Origin of the sequence: Streptomyces sp. NBC_01622, from assembly GCF_045209635.1 — a bacterium.
In the GTDB taxonomy this organism is placed as follows: domain Bacteria; phylum Actinomycetota; class Actinomycetes; order Streptomycetales; family Streptomycetaceae; genus Streptomyces.
In genome coordinates this window covers 9282411-9304492 of sequence record NZ_CP109293.1, presented here as the reverse complement: position 1 = coordinate 9304492, position 22082 = coordinate 9282411, and the positions used below count along the sequence as shown (strand labels likewise).

The 22082-nt window shown below is 71.0% G+C and carries 17 protein-coding genes; 9 read left to right on the top strand and 8 right to left on the bottom strand.

Annotated elements, in window-relative coordinates:
- Window positions 1–41 precede the first annotated feature (41 nt).
- Window positions 42–1712, top strand: a complete 1671-nt coding sequence (gene ptsP, locus OH768_RS43160; RefSeq protein ID WP_406462013.1) for a phosphoenolpyruvate--protein phosphotransferase — start codon at window positions 42–44, stop codon at window positions 1710–1712.
- A 71-nt stretch (window positions 1713–1783) separates the two neighbouring features.
- On the opposite strand, the gene OH768_RS43155 is transcribed toward ptsP, so the two are convergent.
- A complete protein-coding gene (locus OH768_RS43155) occupies window positions 1784–2680 on the bottom strand; it encodes a hypothetical protein (RefSeq protein ID WP_406462011.1) in 897 nt (298 codons plus the stop codon).
- A 22-nt stretch (window positions 2681–2702) separates the two neighbouring features.
- On the bottom strand, window positions 2703–3911 hold the full coding sequence (locus OH768_RS43150) for an MFS transporter (protein WP_406462010.1): 1209 nt from the start codon (window positions 3909–3911) through the stop codon (window positions 2703–2705).
- Window positions 3912–4022: 111 nt separating this feature from the next.
- Here OH768_RS43150 and OH768_RS43145 point away from each other — a divergent pair, with 111 nt between their 5' ends.
- Window positions 4023–5348, top strand: coding sequence for an aminotransferase class I/II-fold pyridoxal phosphate-dependent enzyme (locus OH768_RS43145; RefSeq protein WP_406462008.1), 1326 nt, complete (start codon window positions 4023–4025; stop codon window positions 5346–5348).
- 21 nt (window positions 5349–5369) lie between these two features.
- Here the strand turns inward: OH768_RS43145 and OH768_RS43140 are convergent, their stop codons facing one another.
- Window positions 5370–7337 carry an acetoacetate--CoA ligase gene (locus tag OH768_RS43140; protein WP_406462006.1) on the bottom strand — a complete coding sequence of 656 codons (1968 nt, stop codon included), beginning with the start codon at window positions 7335–7337 and terminating at the stop codon, window positions 5370–5372.
- 214 nt (window positions 7338–7551) lie between these two features.
- Between OH768_RS43140 and OH768_RS43135 the strand changes: the two genes are divergently transcribed.
- Window positions 7552–9918, top strand: a complete 2367-nt coding sequence (locus tag OH768_RS43135; protein ID WP_406462005.1) for a TIM-barrel domain-containing protein — start codon at window positions 7552–7554, stop codon at window positions 9916–9918.
- A 2-nt stretch (window positions 9919–9920) separates the two neighbouring features.
- On the opposite strand, the gene OH768_RS43130 is transcribed toward OH768_RS43135, so the two are convergent.
- Window positions 9921–10457 carry an NUDIX domain-containing protein gene (locus OH768_RS43130; RefSeq protein WP_406462003.1) on the bottom strand — a complete coding sequence of 179 codons (537 nt, stop codon included), beginning with the start codon at window positions 10455–10457 and terminating at the stop codon, window positions 9921–9923.
- A 234-nt stretch (window positions 10458–10691) separates the two neighbouring features.
- Between OH768_RS43130 and OH768_RS43125 the strand changes: the two genes are divergently transcribed.
- The 5 genes from OH768_RS43125 to glpK all read left to right on the top strand — a co-directional run bounded on the left by OH768_RS43125 (window position 10692) and on the right by glpK (window position 16701).
- Window positions 10692–11117, top strand: a complete 426-nt coding sequence (locus OH768_RS43125; protein ID WP_406462001.1) for a Zn-ribbon domain-containing OB-fold protein — start codon at window positions 10692–10694, stop codon at window positions 11115–11117.
- Window positions 11114–12304 (top strand): lipid-transfer protein, encoded by a 1191-nt coding sequence (locus tag OH768_RS43120; RefSeq protein WP_406462000.1) that lies wholly within the window; start codon window positions 11114–11116, stop codon window positions 12302–12304. Before OH768_RS43125 ends, OH768_RS43120 begins: the two co-directional genes overlap by 4 nt.
- Window positions 12305–12404: 100 nt before the next feature.
- The gene (locus tag OH768_RS43115) at window positions 12405–14057 is read left to right on the top strand and encodes an EAL domain-containing protein (protein WP_406461998.1); all 1653 of its coding nucleotides are present in this window, start codon (window positions 12405–12407) and stop codon (window positions 14055–14057) included.
- A 336-nt stretch (window positions 14058–14393) separates the two neighbouring features.
- A complete protein-coding gene (locus OH768_RS43110) occupies window positions 14394–15119 on the top strand; it encodes an MIP/aquaporin family protein (RefSeq protein WP_406461997.1) in 726 nt (241 codons plus the stop codon).
- Window positions 15120–15189: 70 nt separating this feature from the next.
- Complete coding sequence (glpK, locus tag OH768_RS43105) at window positions 15190–16701, top strand: glycerol kinase GlpK (protein WP_406461996.1); 1512 nt, start codon at window positions 15190–15192, stop codon at window positions 16699–16701.
- A gap of 72 nt (window positions 16702–16773) precedes the next feature.
- On the opposite strand, the gene OH768_RS43100 is transcribed toward glpK, so the two are convergent.
- Genes OH768_RS43100 through OH768_RS43085 form a run of 4 tightly spaced genes read right to left on the bottom strand, consistent with a single transcriptional unit; the run spans window position 16774 to window position 21110 of the window.
- Window positions 16774–17379, bottom strand: a complete 606-nt coding sequence (locus tag OH768_RS43100; protein ID WP_362982696.1) for an ATP/GTP-binding protein — start codon at window positions 17377–17379, stop codon at window positions 16774–16776.
- Window positions 17380–17427: 48 nt separating this feature from the next.
- Window positions 17428–17823, bottom strand: a complete 396-nt coding sequence (locus OH768_RS43095; protein ID WP_200708836.1) for a DUF742 domain-containing protein — start codon at window positions 17821–17823, stop codon at window positions 17428–17430.
- Between the two features lie 9 nt (window positions 17824–17832).
- Window positions 17833–18267 carry a roadblock/LC7 domain-containing protein gene (locus OH768_RS43090; protein ID WP_406461994.1) on the bottom strand — a complete coding sequence of 145 codons (435 nt, stop codon included), beginning with the start codon at window positions 18265–18267 and terminating at the stop codon, window positions 17833–17835.
- The gene (locus OH768_RS43085) at window positions 18264–21110 is read right to left on the bottom strand and encodes a nitrate- and nitrite sensing domain-containing protein (RefSeq protein ID WP_406461992.1); all 2847 of its coding nucleotides are present in this window, start codon (window positions 21108–21110) and stop codon (window positions 18264–18266) included. Before OH768_RS43085 ends, OH768_RS43090 begins: the two co-directional genes overlap by 4 nt.
- Window positions 21111–21528: 418 nt before the next feature.
- Here OH768_RS43085 and OH768_RS43080 point away from each other — a divergent pair, with 418 nt between their 5' ends.
- The gene (locus OH768_RS43080; RefSeq protein ID WP_406461990.1) at window positions 21529–22077 is read left to right on the top strand and encodes a hypothetical protein; all 549 of its coding nucleotides are present in this window, start codon (window positions 21529–21531) and stop codon (window positions 22075–22077) included.
- Window positions 22078–22082: the final 5 nt, after the last annotated feature.

Here is a 22082-nt window from a genome sequence, read left to right as displayed (position 1 = left end):
CCGCGGCGGCGGGACCCGCCGCACTATCGGAGACGGGTGAGATGGAGACAACGCTGCGAGGCGTCGGTGTGAGCCACGGTGTGGCGATCGGCGAGGTTCGGCACATGGGGACGGCGGTTCTGGAACCGCCTGCCAAGCAGATTCCGGTGGAGGACGCGGAGCGTGAACAGGGGCGCGCCCGCCAAGCCGTGGACGCGGTGGCGGCCGACCTGATGGCGCGCGGCAATCTGGCGGGGGGCGAAGCCCAGGCGGTGCTCGAGGCCCAGGCCCTGATGGCCCAGGACCCCGAGTTGATGACGGACGTGGATCGCCGTATCTCGGTCGGCAGTACAGCCGAGCGGGCGGTGTACGACGCCTTCGCCGCCTACCGTGCCCTGCTGGCGGGTGCCGGTGAGTATCTGGCCGGTCGGGTGGCCGACCTCGATGACGTGCGGAATCGTATCGTCGCCCGGTTGCTCGGGGTGCCGATGCCGGGTGTTCCGGACAGCGACGAGCCGTACGTGCTGATCGCTCGTGATCTTGCGCCGGCCGATACGGCGCTGTTGGACCCGACTCTCGTGCTCGGTTTCGTCACCGAGGAGGGCGGGCCGACCAGTCACAGCGCGATCCTGGCGCGGGCGCTCGGTGTGCCCGCTGTGGTGGCGCTGCCGGGGGCCGGTGAGCTGGCCGAGGGGACTGTTGTCGCCGTGGACGGCAGCACAGGCGAGATCTTCGTGAACCCCAGTGATGAGAAGAAGGCGGAGCTGGAGGCCGCGGCTGCCGCGCGCAAGGCCGCTCTCTCCTCTTCCACGGGGCCGGGTGCCACCTCCGACGGGCACAAGGTGCCGTTGCTCGCCAACGTCGGCGGGCCTGCTGACGTGCCGGCCGCGCTGGAGGCGGGGGCCGAGGGTGTGGGGCTCTTCCGTACCGAGTTCCTGTTCCTGGACGACAGCAAGAACGCGCCGTCCGAGGACAAGCAGGTCGAGGCCTACCGGCAGGTACTCGAGGCGTTCCCCGAGGGGCGTGTCGTCGTGCGGGTGCTGGACGCCGGCGCGGACAAGCCGCTGGACTTCCTGACACCCGCCGACGAGCCGAACCCGGCCCTGGGTGTGCGCGGGCTGCGTTCGTTGCTCGACCACCCCGACGTGCTGCGCACTCAGCTGACCTCGCTCGCGAAGGCCGCCGAGGGACTGCCGGTCTACCTCGAGGTCATGGCCCCGATGGTCGCGGACCGCGCGGACGCGAAGGCGTTCGCGGACGCGTGCCGGGAGGCAGGCCTGCGGGCGAAGTTCGGCGCGATGGTGGAGATTCCGTCGGCCGCGCTGCGGGCGCGCTCGATTCTGCAGGAGGTCGAGTTCCTGTCGCTTGGGACCAACGACCTCGCGCAGTACACGTTCGCCGCCGACCGTCAGGTGGGTGCGGTGTCCCGTCTGCAGGATCCGTGGCAGCCTGCGTTGCTCGACCTGGTGGCGATGTCCGCCGAGGGGGCGAAGGCCGAGGGCAAGAGCTGTGGTGTCTGTGGCGAGGCCGCGTCCGACCCGCTGCTGGCTTGTGTGTTGACCGGTCTTGGGGTCACTTCCCTTTCCATGGGCGCGGCTTCGATCCCGTATGTGCGGTCGACGCTGGCGAAGTACACGCTGGCTCAGTGCGAGCGGGCCGCGCTGGCGGCGCGGGCCGCGGACAGTGCGGAGGAGGCGCGTCAGGCGGCTCAGGCGGTGCTGTCCGGCGAGTAGTCGGGCAGGAAGCCGTCCGTCGGTTCTGGTTCAGGGGCGCCCCACCACCGGGTGGGGCGCCCCTGGCGTGTTCAGTGGTGGTGTCCTCCTGGGGGCTGTTCCAGGTCGCCGAGGTCGGGCGGCACGCAGTAGTCGACGCCTGACTCCGGGGAGATGAGGTCGCCGGATTCGACGTCGGTGCAGTAGGCGTCGAAGACCTCGCCGGCGGTCAGGGGTTCCAGGCCGTCGCCGCGCAGACGCCAGCCGTAGATGCAGTCGGTGGTGTCGGGGCTGGTGGTGCGCATGACGAGGCCGCCGGGGCTTCGGGTGGCGATGCCGAGGGCGAGGACGCTGGTGAATTCGAGGGCTTCGACGTCGTCCAGGTGGGTGGCTCCGTCCTCGTCCTGGTCGGCGTGGAGGGCGCAGACGATGGTTTCGGGTGTTCCCGAGACGCTGCAGACCAGGTGTCGGTTGCCGGGTCGGGCAGTGTCGAGGATGCGGACGAGGAGGCCGGAGGCCCGGGTGAAGGCCGCGCGGCCGATGTCCTCGCCGCAGGTGGCGCAGGTGCCGAGGCGGGCCAGGAGTGTGGTCACGTACTCCCAGGTCGCCTGGCGGACGGCCTCGTCGACGAGGGCCGGGAGGAGGTCTGCGAGGGGCTGGCCCTCATAGGGCAGGGTGGGTCCGGTGGTGGCGAGTTCGGCGGTGAAGCGGGTGCGGCTGGACGGGTTGTCGGGGTCCAGGCCGCTGTCGGTGCAGAACTCGGCGTATTCCTGGGGGTCGAAGAGGGCCACGCTGGTGTGGCTGCCCTGCAAGGCTCGGCTCCTGAGGAGTGTTTCCACTTGTTGGAGGTAGGCGGTGTGGTCGTCGAAGGTGAAGCTGCGGTAGCGCCGCATGGCGCGGAAGTCCTGCTCGTCGGTCAACAGGCCGATGGTGCCTGCGATTTCGCGGCGCAGAACGCGTCGCATGGTCTGGTGGTCGGTGTGCGCCATTTTTCCCCCTGTGCACGGTCGATCAATGCTCACTCACAGTAACCGGCAGCACTGACAATGGCGTCCGAGCGAGGGGCTCGCGGACCAGGCGGTGCTGAATCATGCAGGTCAGAGCGATGGCGGCGCCGAAGACGGTCCAGCCGAGGGGGCCGGCGGCGATGGCCGCGGTGACCGCCAGTGGGCCGATGCTGCGCTGGGTCGACTGGGCGAGTCCGTGGAAGCCGAGGTAGGTGCCCTGCGCGGTACCGGGTGCGAGGGCGACGGAGAGTTCCCACGAGACGGTGGCGTGCAGTATTTCCGCCATGGTGAAGGCGGCTGCCGAGGCGGTGAGGAGCAGCGTCGCGGTAACGGCTCCGCCGGTGGCCGAGAGGGCCAGGGTGGTCCCGCCCAGGGCGAAGGCGGCGGAGAGCGGTATCAGCAGGTTGCGGGCGGCCGTCGTCGTGGTGCCGAAGCGGGCCAGGGGGACTTGGAGGGCCACGACCATCAGGTTGTTGAGGACCATCAGCAGGGGTGCCAGGCCGTGCGGTGCCTCGCTGGCGTGGGCGATCCACAGTGGCAGGCCGACCTTGAAGACGGCGTCGTCGAGGAAGAGGACGGTCTCGGTCGTGACGTAGGCGAGGTAGGTGCGGTCGCGCCAGGGGTTCGGGGGCTTGTTCGCGGGCGGCCTGTCCTTCGATGTCGCGATGACGCGCTGTGGTGACGGGGGTTCGCCGCAGCGCACGGTGAGCGTGGCGACGGCGACGAAGGAGAGGGCGTCGCCGAGAAGGAGCCAGTGGTAGGCGGCGGTTGTGCCGAGGGTGAGTGCGCCCGCCGCGGCGAGACCGCCCAGGGCCCAGCCCGCGTTGGCGACGGTTCGGCTGATGGCCTGGTAGCGGATGCGGTCCGGTCCGGCCACGCGGGTGGCGTACAGCTTGGTGAGCACGTTGGCGGCGCGGTCGCCGAAGCCGCCGGCGGCCGAGAAGGCGATCAGGAGGACGTAGTTGTCCGTGGTGAGCAGGGCGAAGGAGGCGAGGGCGCGCAGGAGTTGGAGGGCGGTGAGGACGCGGGTGAGCGGGAACCGGTCGGCGAGGCGACCGCCCAGGGGTGCCCCGGCGATGCCGATGGCTCCCGCGATCGCGGCGAGGGTGCCGACCTGGGCGACGGAGAGATGCGAGACGTAGGTGAAGTACAGGACGGACACGGAGGCCCACAGGCCACTGCCGGTGCGGTCGACGAGGGCGATCGCGAGCATTCTGCGACCGTCGCGTCCTCCGGGTATGCGTTTCGGCCGTCCGGTTTTGCGACGGATCGTACTCACTGCTCCCCCTTGCATCGCATTATGTATTGATACATAGTTGATGACGTGGCAATACAATATGGGATCAGTGGTACGACGGCCAAGGGGATTGCCGCGTCCGTCGAACGGTGCGTGGCCGACGGCGTGTTGGGGCCGGATGCCGCGCTGCCTCCGGTGCGGCGGCTCGCGGACGAGCTCGGGGTGAGTCCCGGCACCGTCGCCACCGCGTACAAGGAGTTGCGCCAGCGGGGCATCGTCGTCACGCGCGGACGGGGCGGGACCGTGGTGGCACAGGCGCCCGCGGTGGCGTCCCGACGGCCGCCCCGGGTCCCGGAGGGGCTGCGGGATCTGGCCGGCGGGCACCCCGACCCGCTCTTCCTGCCCGCGTTGGTGCCGCCGTCGCGGCTGTCCCCGGGTGCGCGGTCGCACCGGTCGACACCTCGACTGGCACGGTTGGAGGAGGCCGTACGGGACTGGCTGGTACGCGACAGCGTGCCCGTGGAGCAGGTGACCTTCGCGCACGGTGCGCTCGATCTGATCGGACGGCTGCTGTCGGTGGAGTTGCGGCCCGGGGACGCGGTGGCCATGGAGGATCCCGGGTATCACCATCTTCTGGACCTGGTCACGGCGTTGGGGCTGCGGAGCGTGCCGGTCGCCGTGGACGACGAGGGGCTGCGCCCCGATGCGCTGCGCGTGGCGCTGCGGGCGGGTGTGCGTGCCGTGGTGTGCAGTCCCCGGGCGCAGAACCCGTACGGCGGCAGCTTCTCGGCAGCGCGCCGCGACGCCCTGGTCGAGGTGCTCCGGGACGGACCCGAGGTACTCGTCGTGGAGAACGATCACGCGTCCGCCGTGGCGGGCGCTCCCCTGCGGTCGCTGGCTTCCGGTGGGTTGGCGCGCTGGGTGCATGTGCGGACGGTGAGCAAGTTCCTTGGCACCGACCTGCGGTGGGCCGTGGCTGCCTGCGATCGGACCACGCTGGCGCGGCACGACGGGCGGTTGCTGCTGACGTCCGGCTGGGTGAGTCATCTCCTCCAGGAGACCGTCCATGGGCTGATGACGGACGACGGCACGCGCGCGTTGGTCACGCGCGCTCAAGAGGCGTACGGACTGCGCCGGGAGACCCTCCGCAAGGAGCTGGGCGGGCGGGGGATCACAGCGCACGGGGTGAGCGGGTTGAATCTCTGGGTGCCGGTGCGGGACGAGTCCGCCGTGGTCAACGGGCTGCGGTCGTACGGCTGGTGGGTCGCCGCGGGGGCGCGGTTCCGCCTGTCGTCCGGGCCAGGGGTACGGATCTCCGTCGCCGAACTCGAACCGGCCGACGCGGTACGGCTGGCCTCGGACTTCGCCGCAGTGCTCGGCGAGGGCGAGTCCGAGGCCACCTATGGAGGATGATCGGCCTCTACGGGAGGGCGATCAGGCGCGCTTGCGGGCGAGGTCCTCGTAGAAGCTCAGCAGGTCGAGGTTGTCGATGGAGCCCGGGTTGACCGCCTTCTCCAACGGGGTGCCCTGGAGGAGGCGTTTGACGGGTACCTCGATGCGTTTTCCGGTGAGGGTGTGCGGGACGCCGGGGACCTCGATGACCTCGTCGGGAACGTGGCGCGGGGAGAGTTGATCGCGGATCGTCTGCTTGATGCGGCCCAGGAGTGCGTCGTCCAGGACGGCTCCGGGGGCGAGGTGTACGAAGAGGGGCATCCAGTAGCCGCCGTCGGGCTGTTCGATGCCGATGACGAGGGACTCCTTGATCTCCGGGAGCCGTTCGACAGCTTCGTAGATGTCGGCCGAACCCATGCGCACGCCTTGGCGGTTGAGCGTGGAGTCGGAGCGGCCGTGGATGACGACGGAGCCCCGGGAGGTGACGGTGATCCAGTCGCCGTGGCGCCACACTCCGGGGTAGGTGTCGAAGTAGCTGTCGTGGTAGCGCGTGCCGTCGGGGTCGTTCCAGAAGTAGATCGGCATGGACGGCATGGGGTCGGTGACCACCAACTCGCCGACCTCGTCGACCAGAGGTTCGCCGTTCGGGTCCCAGGACTGGAGGTCGGTGCCCAGGCCGGGGGCCTGCAGTTCGCCGATGTACACCGGCAGGGTCGGTACGGCTCCGGCGAAGCAGGAGCAGACGTCCGTGCCGCCGCTGACCGAGGCGATCCACAGGTCGTCGCGGACCTCGTCGTGCAGCCAGCGGAACCCGTCCGGGGGCAGCGGTGAGCCGGTGGTGGCGACGCACCGCACCGTGGAGAGATCGAAGTCGCGGGACGGGTGCACGCCGGCCTTGCGGCAGGCCATGACGTACGCGGCCGAGGTGCCGTAGAGGGTCGCTCCGGTGCGTTCGGCGATGCGCCACTGGGCGGCCGTGTCGGGGTACCCGGGGCTGCCGTCGTAGAGGACGATCGTCGTGCCCGTCAGGAGGCCGGAGACGAGGAAGTTCCACATCATCCAGCCGGTGGACGTGTACCAGAAGAAGCGGTCCTCGGGGCCCAGGTCGCAGTGCAGGCCGAGCTGCTTGAGGTGTTCTACGAGGATGCCGCCCTGGGACTGGACGATGGCCTTGGGGAGGCCTGTCGTGCCGGAGGAGTAGAGCACCCACAGGGGGTGCTCGAAGGGGACCTCTTCGAAGACGGGTTCCACGTCGGCCGAGGTGAGGGACGACCAGTCAAGAGCGCCTTCGGGGGCGTCGGTGCCCAGGAGGGGGATGTGGACCACCGCGCGGAGGGTGGGCAGTTCGCGGCGGAGTTCGGCGACCGTGTCGCGGCGGTCGTGTTCCTTGCCGCCGTAGCGGTAGCCGTCGACCGTGAACAGGACGACCGGTTCGACCTGTTGGAAGCGGTCGAGGACGCTGCGGGCGCCGAAGTCGGGGGCGCAGGACGTCCAGACGCCGCCCACGGCGGCTGTGGCGAGCAGGGCGACGACGGCCTGCGGAATGTTCGGGAGGTAGCCGCTGACGCGGTCTCCGGGGCGTACGCCGAGGGTGCGCAGTTCGGCGGCCAGGGAGCCGACCTGGCGGCGCAGCTCGGCCCAGGTGACCGGGCGCGGGTCGTGGGTCTCGTCGACGTACAGGAGGGCCGGTTCGTGCGCACGGGTCGCCGACGCGCGCAGGGCGTGCTCGGCGTAGTTGAGGGTCGCTCCGGGGAACCAGTGCGCGCCGGGCATCGAGCGGTCGCCGAGCACGCGCGCGTAGGGGGTCGAGAAGCGGACGTCGAACCACTCGGTGACGGCCTGCCAGAACGTGTCCAGTTCGTCGACGGACCAGCGGTGCAGTGCCGTGTAGCCGCCGTCGGCGGGGGCTCCGTGGTGTTCGGCCGCCCAGGACTGGAACCTGGTGACCTGTGCCTGGGCGATGCGTTCCGGATCTGGCTGCCAGAGCGGCAGAGGGTTCGCGGTCGACATGGGGCGGCTCCCGGGACTGTGCGCGTCGTGTGCGTCGGTCGCGCACGTGCGGGGGTGTGCGCGTGACGCGGCTGACACGGACGATGCCATGTGATCGACTTCTGCACCAGGGCACGCTCCACATAGTCCGTGCCGTGAAGATGTGGTCCAACCACGGGTGAACGGAAGTTGAACGACGCGGTTATCCGGGGCCCGCAATGGCAGGGTGAGCAGCATGGATGGTCGTGACCTGGTGCGTTCGGTGAAGGTGGTCGGTTCAACGGGGGCGGCACAGGGGTTGCGTACCGTACGGGCTGCGTGGCGCAGGAGGCGTGCCGACGCCACCGGGCTGCCCGCGCGGGGGGCCGAGCGGGCGCGTGTGCCCGGGCCGGTGCGGGATGCGGAGCCCGGGCCCGGCGGAGGAGTCATCCGGTTCAGCCGTTCCGAGCTGCGCATCACCGTCGCCGTGAACGGGGCGGTCTTCTGGGGCTGGGACGGGGCCTCTCCGGAGCCCTCGTACGCGCTCGCCGGGCGTTTCCCCGAGCCGGACCCCCGGGCCGTCCTGGAGCCGGACAAGGACGGCGGCTGGCGGGTCGTGGCGGAGCGGGTGACGGTCACCGTGTCGCGGCACGGCGCGGTCGAGGTGCGTACGCCCGGTGGTGTGACGCTGCGCCGGGATCTGCCGCCGCGCTGGTGGGAGCCGGTGGGCGGGGGCACGGCGCGCTGGATGCAGCGTTCGGAGGTGGCCGCGGACGCCCGGTTCTTCGGGCTCGGCGGGCGCGCGTCGGGCCCCCGGTTGCGCAACGGGACGTACCGGCTGTGGAACACCGACCCCGGGCGTGCCTTCGGACCGGGTGACGATCCGCTGTACATCACGATGCCGGTGCAACTGGTGGTGGCCGACGCGGCCACGCATCTGGTGTTCCACGACACCTCCTGGGTCGGCACGGTGACGCTGCGGGAGGGCGAGGAGGGTGCAGGTTCCGGGCACGACCGGGCGGGGGCGTCCGAGCTGCGGATGGACGGCGGTCCGCTGCGCTGCTGGGTGATCGTGGGCACTCCCGCGCGCGTGCTGCACGCCTGGGTCTCGCTCACCGGTGCCCCCGCGCTGCCGCCGGAGTGGGCACTGGGGCACCATCACGCGCGGTGGGGCTTCGGCAGTGAGCAGGAGGTGCGGCGGATCGTCGCCGGCTACCGGGAGCGTGATCTGCCACTGGACGCCGTCCACCTGGACATCGACCACTACGACGAGCACCAGGTGTTCACCGTCGACCACGAGCGGTTCCCGAAACTGCCGGTGCTCGCCGAGGAGTTGCGGCGGGACGGCATCCGGCTGGTGTCGATCGTGGACCCCGCGGTGAAGGCCGAGCCCGGGAACGCCGTCTACGACAGTGGTACGGCCGAGGACGCCTTCGTGCGCGAGGCGTCGGGGCGGCTGGTGCGGGGCGTCGTATGGCCCGGGGAGACGGTTTTCCCGGACTTCACGCACGCGCGTGTGCGGGAGTGGTGGGGCGGGCTCTACCAGGAGCGGCTCGCGCAGGGGTTCGCGGGTTTCTGGCACGACATGAACGAGCCCACGTCCTTCGCCGCCTTCGGGGAGTCGACGTTGCCGCGTTCGGCCCGGCACGACCTGGACGGGCAGGGCGGTGACCATCGTGAGGCGCACAACGTGTACGCGCTGTGCATGGCCAGGGCGGCCTACGAGGCGCTGCGTGAAATGGCCCCCCAGGAGCGGCCGTTCCTCTTCTCGCGCTCCGGGTGGGCCGGGATGCAGACCTACGGGGGTACCTGGTCCGGGGATGTCGCCACCGGCTGGCCGGGGTTGCGGGCCTCACTGTCGCTGGTCATGGGGCTCGGTCTGTGCGGGGTTCCGTACTCGGGTCCGGACGTGGGCGGTTTCGACGGGAGTCCGTCGCCCGAGCTGTATCTGCGCTGGTTCCAACTAGGCGCGTATCTGCCGCTGTTCCGCACGCACGCGAGCCTGCGTGCGGGGCGCCGGGAGCCCTGGGAGTTCGGCGCCGACGTACTGGAGCACGCGCGCGTGGCGCTCGTCGAACGGCGGCGGCTGCTGCCGTACTTCATGACGCTGGCCCATCTGGCGCGGCGGACCGGGGCACCCTATGTGCGCCCCCTGTGGTGGGGTGCGCCGGAGGATCGCGCGCTACGGGACTGCGAGGACGCCTTCCTGCTCGGCGACTGCCTCCTGGTGGCGCCGGTGCTAGATGCGGGCTCGGGCCGGCGTGCGGTGCAGTTGCCGAGAGGGCGCTGGTACGACACGGAGACGGAGCAGGTGTACGAGGGGCCGGCCCAGATCCTCGTCGACGCCCCGTTGTCGCGAATACCGGTGCTCGCGCGCGCGGGTGCCGTCCTGCCCGTACGCGGCTCGGACGGGGGGCTGGAGCTGGAGGTGTGGGCGCCCGCCCGGGGGCAGACCGGGGGCGGGCTGGTGGTGCCGGATGCGGGCGACGGCTGGGACGAACCGGAGATCGAGCGGTACATCGCCCGCTGGGAGGGCCGGCGGGTGGTCGTGGAGCGGGAGTCGGAGGACGGCGTGAGCGCGCCGTCCTGCCCGGTGCGGGTGCGAGGGCTGGGCGTGGGCTGACCTCAGATGTACCGGCCTTCGAACCAGGCCCTGACGGCCACGGAGTGGAGCGGGAAGGCGAGCTCCTCCGGCCTGCGCAGGAGGTGCCAGCCCTCCGTCTCGTCGGTGGCGGCGGACTTGGGCAGGGTTTCGACCGGGCGTTCGGGGAGGACCCCGAAGAGCAGGAGATGGCCGTCGGGCGAGCTGATGGCGTCGACGAGTCGTACGTCGCGGCTCGCGGCCTCGATGCCGGTCTCCTCACTGAGTTCGCGGACGAGGGCCTGCCGCCAGTCCTCGCGGTCGTCGACGTAGCCGCCCGGCAGGGCGACGCCTCCGCGCGCGGGGGCGACGGTTCGGGTGATGACGACCAGGGCGGTGCCCTTCGTGTCGTACACCGGCTGGAGTGCGACGGCGACGGGCAGCGGGTTGCGGTAGGCGACCGTGCCGCAGGCCGGGCAGGTGCGGGGCCAGCCGGAGACGCCCTCTCCGTAGGGCGATCCACAGCTCGAACAGTGGGAGTCCGGCGCGGAGTTGGGGACGGAGCCTTGAGTTTCGGACACCCGGCGGACTGTATCCGATCAAGCGGAGGGAGTCTTTCCGGGGGCCGTGCGCGGAACGGGAAACGGCCGGAGCCACCCCCGTGGGCCCCGGCCGTCCCTCCCCGTATCACGACGCCGTAGGTGGCTCGATGGTTCACCGAAACGCCCTGCTCATTTTCCGTTGCCCGTGGCACACTTCTGACGTTCCGTCAGATCCAGTGCTGTGGAGGGACGTTGTCGCGGACACGCACACCTGTGGTCACCGATTGGTTCACCGGGGACGGGGACGGCTTCCGGCTGCTCGGCACGCGTTGCTCGGCGTGCGCCTCGGTCTTCTTCCCGCGCGAGGACGGCCATTGCCGCAATCCGGGCTGCCGGGGCGGCGAGTTGGAGGAGGTCCCGCTGTCGCGGCGCGGGCGTATCTGGTCGTACACGGACAGTCGGTACCGGCCACCGTCACCGTATGTGAGCGATCCGGAACTTCCTTGGGAACCGTACGCGTTGATCGCTGTGGAGCTGGAGCCCGAGCGGATCGTGGTGCTGGGGCAGGCGGTTCCCGGGATCACCGTCGCCGATCTGACGGTGGGCATGGAGATGGAGGTCGTCCCCGGTGTGCTCGACGAGGACACGGAGACGACCTGGACGACCTGGCACTGGCGGCCTACGGGGGTGACGGCATGACGGGGGACGTGGCGGTGCTCGGCGCGGGCATGCACCCCTGGGGCAAGTGGGGGCGAAGCTTCGTCGAGTACGGGACGGCGGCGGCCCGGGCGGCGCTCGCCGACGCCGGGCTGGAGTGGCGGGACGTCGGCTCGATCGTCGGCGCGGACACGGTGCGCGGCGGATACCCGGGGTATGTGGCGGGCGCGACGTTCGCGAAGGCTCTGGGCTGGCAGGGCGCCCGGGTGGCGAGCGTGTACGCGGCGTGCGCGTCCGGGGCGCAGGCCGTCAACGCGGCGCGGGCGCAGATCCTGTCGGGGCTCGCGGACGTGGTGCTCGTCGTGGGCGCCGACGCCGCGCCCAAGGGGTTCTTCCGGCCGGCCGGCGGGGACCGGCACGACGATCCGGACTGGCTCCGGTTCCGGGTCCTCGGGGCGACGAACCCGACGTACTTCGGGCTGTACGCGCGCCGGCGGATGGCCCTCTACGGGGACACCCCGGAGGACTTCGCCCAGGTGAAGGTGAAGAACGCCGCCCTGGGTTCGCTGAATCCGTATGCGCGCTACCGCAAGCGGGTCTCCGCCGAGGAGGTCGCCGCGTCGGCGGTGGTCGCCGACCCGCTGCGGCTGCTCGACATCTGCGCCACCTCGGACGGCGGGGCCGCCCTGGTGCTGTCGAGCGTGGAGTTCGCGCGCCGGCACGGGACGGCGGACCCGGTGCGGATCCGCGCGGTGTCCACGGTGACGCCGCGCTACCCCAACACGGTGCTGGACCTCCCGGACATCGCCACCGACTCCGCGGCTGGCGCGCCACCGCCGGACGAGACCTTCCGGGCGTCGATAGCCCGCGCGGCCTACGAGGAGGCGGGCATCGGCCCCGAGGACCTCTCCCTGGCCGAGGTGTACGACCTGTCCACCGCCCTGGAGCTGCAGTGGTACGAGGATCTGGGGCTGTGCGCCGAGGGCGGGGGCGCCAAGCTGCTGCGGGAGGGCGCGACGGCTCTGGGCGGGCGCATACCGGTGAACGCGAGCGGTGGACTGGCCTCCTTCGGGGAGGCGGTGCCGGCCCAGGCGATCGCCCAGGTCTGCGAGCTGGCCTGGCAGTTGAGAGGCGAAGCGGGCGACCGGCAGGTCGCGGGGGCGCGGGTGGGGATCACCGTGAACCAGGGGCTGTTCGGGCACGGGTCGGCGGTGCTGGCGGTGCGGTGAGCGGCGGAGTGCCGCCCCACCGGTGCGATCGGCCCGCACGGGTGCGTGAACGTCTCATGAACTGGGCCTGGGCGTACGCCGGTGCCGTCATCATGCTGCCGTGCGCTCCTGGACGGATACTCTCCGCTTCGCCTTCCAGCCGGTGGTCAATCTGACCACCGGTGGAATCGCGGGCCTGGAGGTGCTTGTCCGCCCGGAGACCGGCGACATCCTGGCCGAGGCCCGCCGCGATCCCGAACTCGACGGCAAGCTGGCCGTGTTGGCGGTCCGCGCCGCCGCCCGCAAGGAGACGCTGCTGCCGCTGCACATCAATGTGTTCGCCGGCACCCTCGCCGACCTCGGCGGGCTCACCGCACTGCACAGCGCGGTCCGCGAGGCGGGACGGCTGCCGTGGGAGGTGACGGTCGACATCGTCCCGCCGTTCACGCACGTGCCGCGACGGGCGCTCCTGGAGGCGGTGTCCGCGCTGCGCGGCCAGGGGTTCCGGATCAGTGCCGACGGCGTCGGCGACGGTGACGTACCCCTGCGGCTGCTCACGGACCTGGCGCCCGACCTGGTGAAGCTCGACGCGTCGCTGCTGGAGCGGCCGGCCGCGGTGCGCGCCATGCGGACCCTGTGCGAGGAGTTGGGCGCCCTGCTGTCCGTGGAGGGGGTGGAGACCGAGGCGCAGTGCGCTCAAGCCCGCGCGGCCGGGGCCCAGTTGGCGCAGGGCGAGCTGTTCGCTCCACCGACGCGGGTCCCGGCGGCGGACGTATACGTTCCGCCCCGCGCCCCGGGTCTCGCCATGACGCCGCAGTCGGGGCCGTGGGCGCGGGAGTTCGTACGGCCCGCCGCGCTGCTGCCCGACACCGCGTCCGCCGGTCAGGTGCGGGCGCTGCTGACCGGCTCGCCCGACGTCTCCGGAGTGGTGCTCGTGGACCGGGACGGGGTGCCGGTCCGGTCGGTGCACCGGTCCCGCTTCCTGCTGTCGATGTCGGGGCGCTACGGCCACGCCCTGTACGCCGACCGGCCCGCGGCCAAGCTCGGTGACGTGCCGCGGACGGTCGGCGTCGACGCGACCGCCTGGGAGGTCCTGGACGTCGTCGCGGTCGGCGACGCGGACCGCACGTCGGACGACGTGGCGGTCGTCGACCGGTACGGACGGTGCGTGGGCGTCGTACGACTGGCGGACCTGGTGCGGGCCCTGGCGGAGACTCGGGTGGAGGAGGCCGCGGGTCTCAATCCGCTGACCAGGCTGCCCGGTTCGGACGCGATCACCGGTGAGGTGGACCGGCGGATCGCGGACGGACGTACGTTCGCGCTGAACTGGCTGGATGTCGACCACTTCAAACAGGTCAACGACGGGGCCGGCTTCGCGGCGGGCGACGAGTTGATCCGCTCGGTCGGACGAGCGCTGCAGCTGACGGCGTCCGGGCACACGCGCGTGGGGCACATCGGCGGGGACGACTTCCTGGTGCTCACCGATCCGGAGGGGCTGGAGCCGCTGGCCGCCGCCGTGCTGGAGGTGCCCTGGGCGGCCGGCGGCAGGGCGGTGACGCTGTCCCTGGCCACCGTGCTGTGCGTGCCGGGCAGTGTGGCCGACCATCGCCACGCGGCGGCGTCGCTGGCTCCGCTGAAGCAGGCGGCGAAGGCGCTGGACGGCACGAGCTGGGTGCTGGGCCGGGCGGGGCTGGACGGGTACGAGATCCTGCGCGGCGCCCCCACGGCGCCCGTACGGGCCTCCCGCACAGCGGCGGAGCCGCACGGACACTGAGCGGATCCGGCGGCCTCCTGCGGGGCTCCAGGGGCCGTCAGGGCGGGTGTCACCGTTGCCGTCCGCGACCTTGACGCTCCTTCGGCACCGGTGAACACTTCCCGGTGTCGGTCGACATCGCCGTACATTCTCGGCGTACCAGGCACTGCGCCGCGCGGGCCGCACCCGCGCCCGGGCCCACTCCCCCACGGGCGATCTCGGCTGCGACGGCACGCTCGTCACGGACGCCGGGCGGGGCTCGGGACCCTCCCTGCCTTCGGCTGAAGTCGCCAAGGGAACCGCACCCTGCACGGAGGACCGGGGCCGACCGTCCCGGGCCCGGGCCTAGGAGCCGCCATGAACAACGGAGACATATTCGTCGGTGAGGTCATCGGCACCGCGATCCTGATCCTCTTCGGCGCCGGCGTGGTCGCCGCCGTCGTACTGAACTACTCCAAGGCACAGAACTCCGGTTGGATCGTCATCGCCTTCGGATGGGGCTTCGGCGTGATGGCCGGGGCGTACACGGCCGCGCCGCTGTCCGGTGGGCAGCTCAATCCGGCGGTCACGATCGGTATCGCCATCGACACCGGGAAGTGGGACAAGGTTCCGCTCTACATCGCGGGGCAGATGGTCGGCGCCATGCTCGGCGCGGTGCTGTGCTGGCTGGTCTACTTCGCGCAGTTCCAGGCCAACGCCGAGGAGGAGATGGCGCAGCCCACGCTCGGGATCTTCTCCACCACGCCCACGATCCGCAACGTCGTGGCGAACCTGATGACGGAGATCATCGCGACCATCGCGCTCGTCCTGCCGATCCTGGCCTTCGGGCTCACCAAGGGACTCGGCACGTCCGGCACGGCGGTACTGGTCGTCTCCTTCCTGGTGGTCGGCATCGGTCTGTCGCTCGGCGGGCCCACCGGGTACGCCATCAACCCGGCCCGCGACCTGGGCCCCCGCATCGTCCACTCGCTGCTCCCGATCCCCAACAAGGGCACCTCGGACTGGAGTTACGCGTGGATCCCGGTGGTGGGGCCGCTGATCGGCGGGGCGCTCGCCGGAGTCATCTTCAACGCGGCCTTCTGACAACAGACATCGAGCAGTCATCCGAAAGCAGCCCTCTGAAGGATCCGAAGGAAACGACAAAGGGGTCGTCATGACGGACAAGTTCGTCGCCGCAATCGACCAGGGCACCACCTCCAGCCGCTGCATCGTCTTCAACCAGGACGGCGCGATCGTCGCCGTCGACCAGCGCGAGCACCGCCAGATCTTCCCCAAGCCGGGCTGGGTGGAGCACGACGCCACCGAGATCTGGTCCAAGGTGCAGGCGGTGGTCGCCGGGGCGATCGCCAAGGCCGGACTCCGTGCCGAGCAGCTCAGCGCGCTCGGCATCACCAACCAGCGCGAGACGACGGTCCTCTGGGACCGCGCCACCGGCAAACCCGTGCACAACGCCATCGTGTGGCAGGACACCCGCACCGCGGCTCTGTGCAAGCAACTGGGCGGCTCGGACGGGCCGGACCGGTTCCGCGAACAGACCGGACTGCCGCTCGCCAGCTACTTCTCCGGGCCCAAGGCGGCCTGGCTGCTCGACAACGTGCCGGGGCTCAGGGACCGCGCCGAGCGCGGCGAGATCGCCTTCGGGACGATCGACTCCTGGCTGATCTGGAACCTCACCGGCGGCACCGACGGCGGCCGGCACGTCACCGACGTGACGAACGCCGGGCGCACCATGCTGATGAACCTGGAGTCCCTCCAGTGGGACCCGTCCATCCTCTCCGCGATGAACGTGCCCGAGGCGATCCTCCCCGAGATCAGGTCCTCGGCCGAGGTCTACGGCACCGCGGTCGGCCAACTCGCGGGCGTGCCCGTCGCGTCGGCCCTGGGCGACCAGCAGGCCGCCGTGTTCGGGCAGGCCTGCTACGACGTGGGCACCGCGAAGAACACCTACGGCACGGGCAGCTTCCTGCTGCTCAACACCGGGAACCGACCGGTGCCTTCGAAGAACGGGCTCCTCACGACGATGGGCTACAAGATCGGCGACGAGGCACCGGTCTACTGCCTGGAGGGATCAATAGCCATAACGGGCGCGCTCGTTCAGTGGTTCCGGGACCAACTCGGCATCATCCGCAGCGCCGACGAGATCGAGAGCCTGGCCGAGAGCGTCGACGACAACGGCGGCGCGTACATCGTGCCCGCCTTCTCCGGCCTGTTCGCCCCCTACTGGCGCTCGGACGCGCGCGGTGTCGTCACCGGGCTGACGCGGTACGTCACGAAGGGGCATCTCGCGCGCGCGGTGCTGGAGGCGACGAGCTGGCAGACGCGGGAGGTCGTGGACGCCATGTTCCAGGACTCCGGGGTGCAGATCACCACCCTGAAGGTGGACGGCGGCATGACCAAGAACAACCTGCTGATGCAGCACCAGGCGGACGTGCTCGACGTACCGGTGATCCGGCCCAAGGTCTCCGAGACGACCTGCCTGGGCGCCGCCTACGCGGCCGGGCTCGCGACCGGTGTGTGGAACGGCCTGGACGAGCTGAAGTCGCACTGGCAGAAGGACGTCGAGTGGACGCCGTCCATGGAGTCCTCGGTGCGGGACCGCGAGTACCACAACTGGCGCAAGGCCGTGGAGAAGAGCTTCGGCTGGCTGGAGGAGGGCGACAACTAGGCACGCGCGCGTGCGTCCTTCGACGAGCTGCGGCTCGTACCCCGGTCGGCGGAGGTACGGGCCGCGCCCGCGTCAACTGGTGACGCTCTGGCGGCGCTTCGCGCCGTAGGCCATCGCGTGCTGGACGACCTCGATGAGGACCTCCTTGACCGACGACCGGTCGCGCGCGTCGCACAGCATGAGCGGTACGTCCTGGTCGAGGTCCAGGGCCTGCCGTACGGCTTCCACCGGGTAACGGGCGGCGCCCTCGAAGCAGTTGACGCCGACCACGAAGGGGATGGAGCGCCGCTCGAAGTAGTCGAGGGCGGCGAAGCAGTCCTCCAGGCGGCGGGTGTCGGCGAGTACGACGGCGCCGAGCGAGCCCTCGGAGAGCTCGTCCCACATGAACCAGAAGCGCTCCTGGCCCGGCGTGCCGAACAGGTAGAGCACCAGGTCCTCGCGCAGGGTGATGCGGCCGAAGTCCATGGCCACGGTGGTGGTGTGCTTGCCCTCCACACCACTGGTGTCGTCGACCGGACGTCCTGCCTCGGTGAGCAGTTCCTCCGTGCGCAGCGGCCTGATCTCGCTGACCGCGCCGACGAGGGTGGTCTTGCCCACGCCGAAGCCGCCGGCCACCAGGATCTTGAGCGTGACGGGCTCGACCGGAGGCTTGCCTCGCTCAGAACGCCCGAAGATCATCGATCTCTTCTCCTGCTTGATGGGGGGCGGGTCGGGTTCCGCGCCGGCTCACAGTGCCCGGAGGCCGCTGATGACGTCGCGGAGAATACTCTCGTCGACCAGTTCGGCAGGGGGTACGGGCCGTGAGACATGGACGAGTTCCTCGTCCACGAGGTCTCCGATGAGGACCCGTATCACGCCGATGGGCAGGTCGAGTTCGGCGGCGAGTTCCGCGACCGACTGCGGGGCGTCACGGCACAGACCGACGATGTCCACGTGTTCCGGGGACAGCGCCTGGTCCGCTTCGGAGTCGTCCGCCCGGGACTCCGCGACCACCACCGCGATCAGGTCGAGGCGGTGCTGTGCCGCACTGGTGGTACGGCCGCGCGTCATCGCGTACGGACGGACGACCGGTCCGGCCTCGTCGTCGAACCAGTGGCCTCTTCCCTGACCGTCTCTGCTCATGTCACTTCACTACCCGCCGGAGGACAGATCGGTGCGCGGAGCGGCGCCGAGATGCACACCGACCCGCTTCACGAGCAGTGTCATCTCGTAGGCGACCTGTCCGACGTCCGAGTCCGCTTCGGCGAGGACGGCGAGGCAGCTGCCGTCACCGGCTGCCGTCACGAACAGGAAGGCCTCGTCGAGCTCTACGACGGTCTGCCGTACGCTGCCCGCCTCGAAGTGGCGGCCGACGCCCTTGGCGAGGCTGTGGAAGCCGGAGGCCACGGCGGCCAGGTGTTCGCTGTCCTCGCGGGTCAGATCCTGGGACACGCCGGTGGGCAGACCGTCGCCGGAGAGCACGATCGCCTTGCGGATGCTGGCGACGCGCTCGACGAGGTCGTCAAGGAGCCAGTTCAGCCCGCGCTGGTCGGTCGTGTCGTGGCCGGTCGCCTTTGGTGCGGTCATCGACCGTCCCCCTTAGTTCCTTGTGCTGTGCCGCCTTGGACGTCGTCGCCCTCGGCGTTCTCCTCGCGGCCACGCTGCCAGCCGCGCTGGAGCGAGGCCATGCGGCTGCGTACCTCGTCGGCGTCGCGCTCCACGACCTCCGCCGGACTCGTGGTGCGCCGTTCGGGGTCCTTCTTCAACTGCGGGGCCAGGTTGGCCTGGCGCACACGTCTGGGCAACGCCCCGATGTCGGGCCCGGTTCCGCCCGGTGAGGTGTCGGAGTCCGGAACGCTGGACGCGATCTCGGCACGCCGGGTGCGTCTGGGGAGGGCGGGAGTCCCAGGCGCCTCAGCGGGTCCGCGCCCCGGGGAGGCCGGGGGCACCGCGGATTCGCCGCGCCCACCAGGTACGTCGGTACGGCGCCGTAGCGGCGTGTCTCCGCGCCGCCGGGCCGGCAGCGGTGCCGGGCCCTCCGGGTCGGCTCCGCCCGGGGGCGTGGAGAGGCCGTCGAAGCCGCCGTCCGAGGAATCCCCCGGGTCCCGCCGGGAGCGCTGCTCGACGACCGGGCGTCCGTGGGAACTCACGAGCTTGGGCGTCCGGCGCCGGGGCAGCGGAAGCGGTTCGCTCCGGTGGGCGTCCGCATCCCCGCGCGGTCCGTCGTGGGCCTCGGAGACCTGCTGGCGCGCGTCTACGGGGCGGACGGGGGCGAGGTCGTCCCGGAGGCCCGGGCGGCGCGGGCGGAAGACCTCGCCGCGCTCAGCGTCCTCGTCGTCGAGGGCGTTCGGGAAGCCCGCGAAAGCGTCCAGGTCGACCGGGGCCTCCAGTTCGACCGGCCCGTGCAGGAGGGCGGGCGGAAGGCCGGGAAGCTTCACGGGCACCTGGGAGAGCGCGGAGCGGTGGCTCTCCTCGAACTCGGCCTCCTTCGTCGGCTGGGGCCGGTCGAGGCGGAAGCCGATGCCGTTGGTGTCCGGGACCTCGTCGCTCAGCAGAGCGTCGGGGATGAACACGACAGCGGTCGTGCCGCCGTACGGGGAGGGCTGGAGCGAGACGCGGACGTTCTGCCGCTGGGCGAGCCGGCTGACCACGAACAGGCCGAGCCGGTCGGTGTCGGAGAGTTCGAACTCGGGTGTCTCCGCGAGCCGGAGGTTGGCGTCCAGGAGTGCTTCGGCCGCCATGCCGAGGCCCCGATCGTGTATCTCCAGGGTGAAGCCGTTGGCGACCCGCTCCCCCAGGACCTGGACCGCGGTGTGCGGCGGGGAGAACACCGTGGCGTTCTCCAGGAGTTCGGCCACCAGGTGGGTGAGGTCCGCGACGGCGGGGCCGGTGACGGCGATCCGCGGCAGCCGGCGGACCTCGATGCGCTCGTAGTCCTCGACCTCGGCGACGGCCGCGCGGACGATGTCCATGAGCTGGACCGGCTTGCGCCACTGCCGGGACGGGGCCGCCCCGGAGAGGATCACCAGGCCCTCGGCGTGACGGCGCATACGGGTCGTCAGGTGGTCGAGGCGGAACAGGTCCGCGAGTTCGTCGGTGTCCTCGGTCCTGCGCTCCATGGTGTCGAGCAGGGTGAGCTGCTTGTGCAGCAGGACCTGGCTGCGCCGGGCGAGGTTGACGAAGACCTCGGAGACTCCGGAGCGCAACTCGGCCTGTTTCACGGCGGCTTCGACGGCCGCGCGCTGCAGGGTGTTGAGGGCCTGGCCGACCTCGCCGATCTCGTTCCGGTCGTACTCCAGGCGCGGGACTTCGGTCTCCACGTCGACGACTTCGCCGACGGACAGGCGGCGCATCACGCTGGGCAGCCGGACACCGGACGCCTCGTGGGCGTCCAGGCGGAGTTGGCGCAGGTCGCGGATGAGGCCGCGGCCTATGCGCACGGACAGGAAGAGCGAGAGGAGCAGGGCGATCAGGCCGAGGACACCGGCGACGGCCGCCTTGAGGATGACGTTCATCGCGACGGGGCGGACACGGTCCTGATAGCGGTCGTTGGCCTGGTCGTCGAGGGTGCCGAGCTTGTCCAGCACGGCACCGGCCGCGGTGTTCCAGGTCTGTGCGGTGACGTTGCGGGGCTCGCCGGACTCGGAGGAGGCGGCGGCCTGTTCGGCGACGCGCAGCGGGGCGCTGGCCGCGTTCTTCCAGAAGCGATCGAAGTGGTCGCGCTCCGAGGAGGGCAGCAGCGGCAGGTTGACGTCGTACATCAGGGTGCGCTCGGCCACGAGGTCGGAGACGGCGCGGGTCTCGTCCCGGGTGAGCTTGCCGACGATCAGCGAGGAGCCGAGCAACGCGTCCTCGCGGGAGAGGAGTTCACGCGCGCGGGCGAGGTTGACGAGGGCACGGTACTGCTTGTCCATCTCGACGTTGTCGACGACGTGGAGGTTGGTCAGCAGCACGTAGCAGGGGTTGACCAGGCGGTTGTAGAGATCGAGGGCCTGGGCGCGGTTGACGGTGCCGTCCTCGACGCTGCGCCGCAGGGACTCCAGGCCGTCGAAGGCGTCGAGCACGGCGGAGACACGGCTGTCGGTGGCCTGGCCCATCGCGTCGCGGACGTCCGGGTTCCGGGCGTTCTTGCGGATCTTGGCGACGGCTTCGTCGGTCGCGGTGCGGCTGCGCTTCAGGTCGGTGAGGCCGTCGGCGGCGCGCGGGTCGGCGAGATAGACCAGCGACTGGCGCCGTTCCTGCTGGATGACGCGGACCGTGTCCTCGGTGGGGTAGCCGATCTTCTCGACGACCGACGACACGTTGAACAGGTCTCCGGCCGCCCGGCCGGTGAGGACCGTGGCGAACGCCCAGATCGCGGTCAGTGACACGAGCGGCACGAGAAGGAGCGCCACGATCTTCCGGCGGATGGACTTCCCGCGAAAGCGCATGGCCTCCCCCAGCTGGACCCCCGCCGACCGGGGGTACACATGTGCGTCAACAAACGGCGCGAGCCTACTACTGACACACAGGTAACTCGAAGAGCTGTCCGGAGCGTGAACTTCCGCACCAGAGACCGGACATGGGGAGGTGTCAGGGCATTACGGGAGATTGCCGCCCTGATTCCGCGACGTTCGCCGGACCTGACCGGATCGACCCACTTGGCCAGTTGGCTGGAAATTTTCGTTCCTTGGGAATCTTCGTGGGATGTTGTTCGTCTTTCTCTACGGGATATGGGTGCGGAACCGGCCACAGGAGCCGCATCCGCATCCGGGCGGCGTAAAACAGGGCAGGCCGGGCACCCACTGGGGAGCCGGAGTCTTCGGACTCGGGAGCGAGTGGTGTACCGGCGGTGGGGAGGACACGTTGATGGGCACGGCGGAGCGGCAAGAGGCGCTTGAGGACGGCGTGACGGCGCGGTCGACGGGGGACGGCGGGGCTCCGGCGCGCTCGGGCGCACCGAAGGCGGCGGGGTTCGAGGGGCCGCGTGCGGCCCGCGCGGCAGCCGAACAGCAGGAGTACTACAGGCCGTTGTGGATCGAGGAGCCCGCGCGTCGGCGTCGGCTGCCCGATCCGGTGCGTACGGCGGCCGTGCGGGCGGTGCTCATCATCGCCGTGACGCTGATCCAGGCGACGGTGGCCTTCCTGTGCACGATGGCCGGGTCCTGGCTGGCGTTCCCGATGGTGATCAGCAGCGTGGTCAGCACGGTGGTGGCCACCTGGGGCGTCCTCGACGTCTGGGTGACCCGCCAGATGTGGAACCAGCGCAACGGCGTCGTCTCGGAGCCCAGCAGCACGGCACGGACCCTCCGCCGTGAGCGGCGTCGGGCCCAGCGTCAGGCTAAGGCCACCCGGCGGGCACAGGAGCGGATAGCCCGCAAGGGCGGTGCCGGGCAGCTGTCCCAGTCCCACTCCTGAGGTTC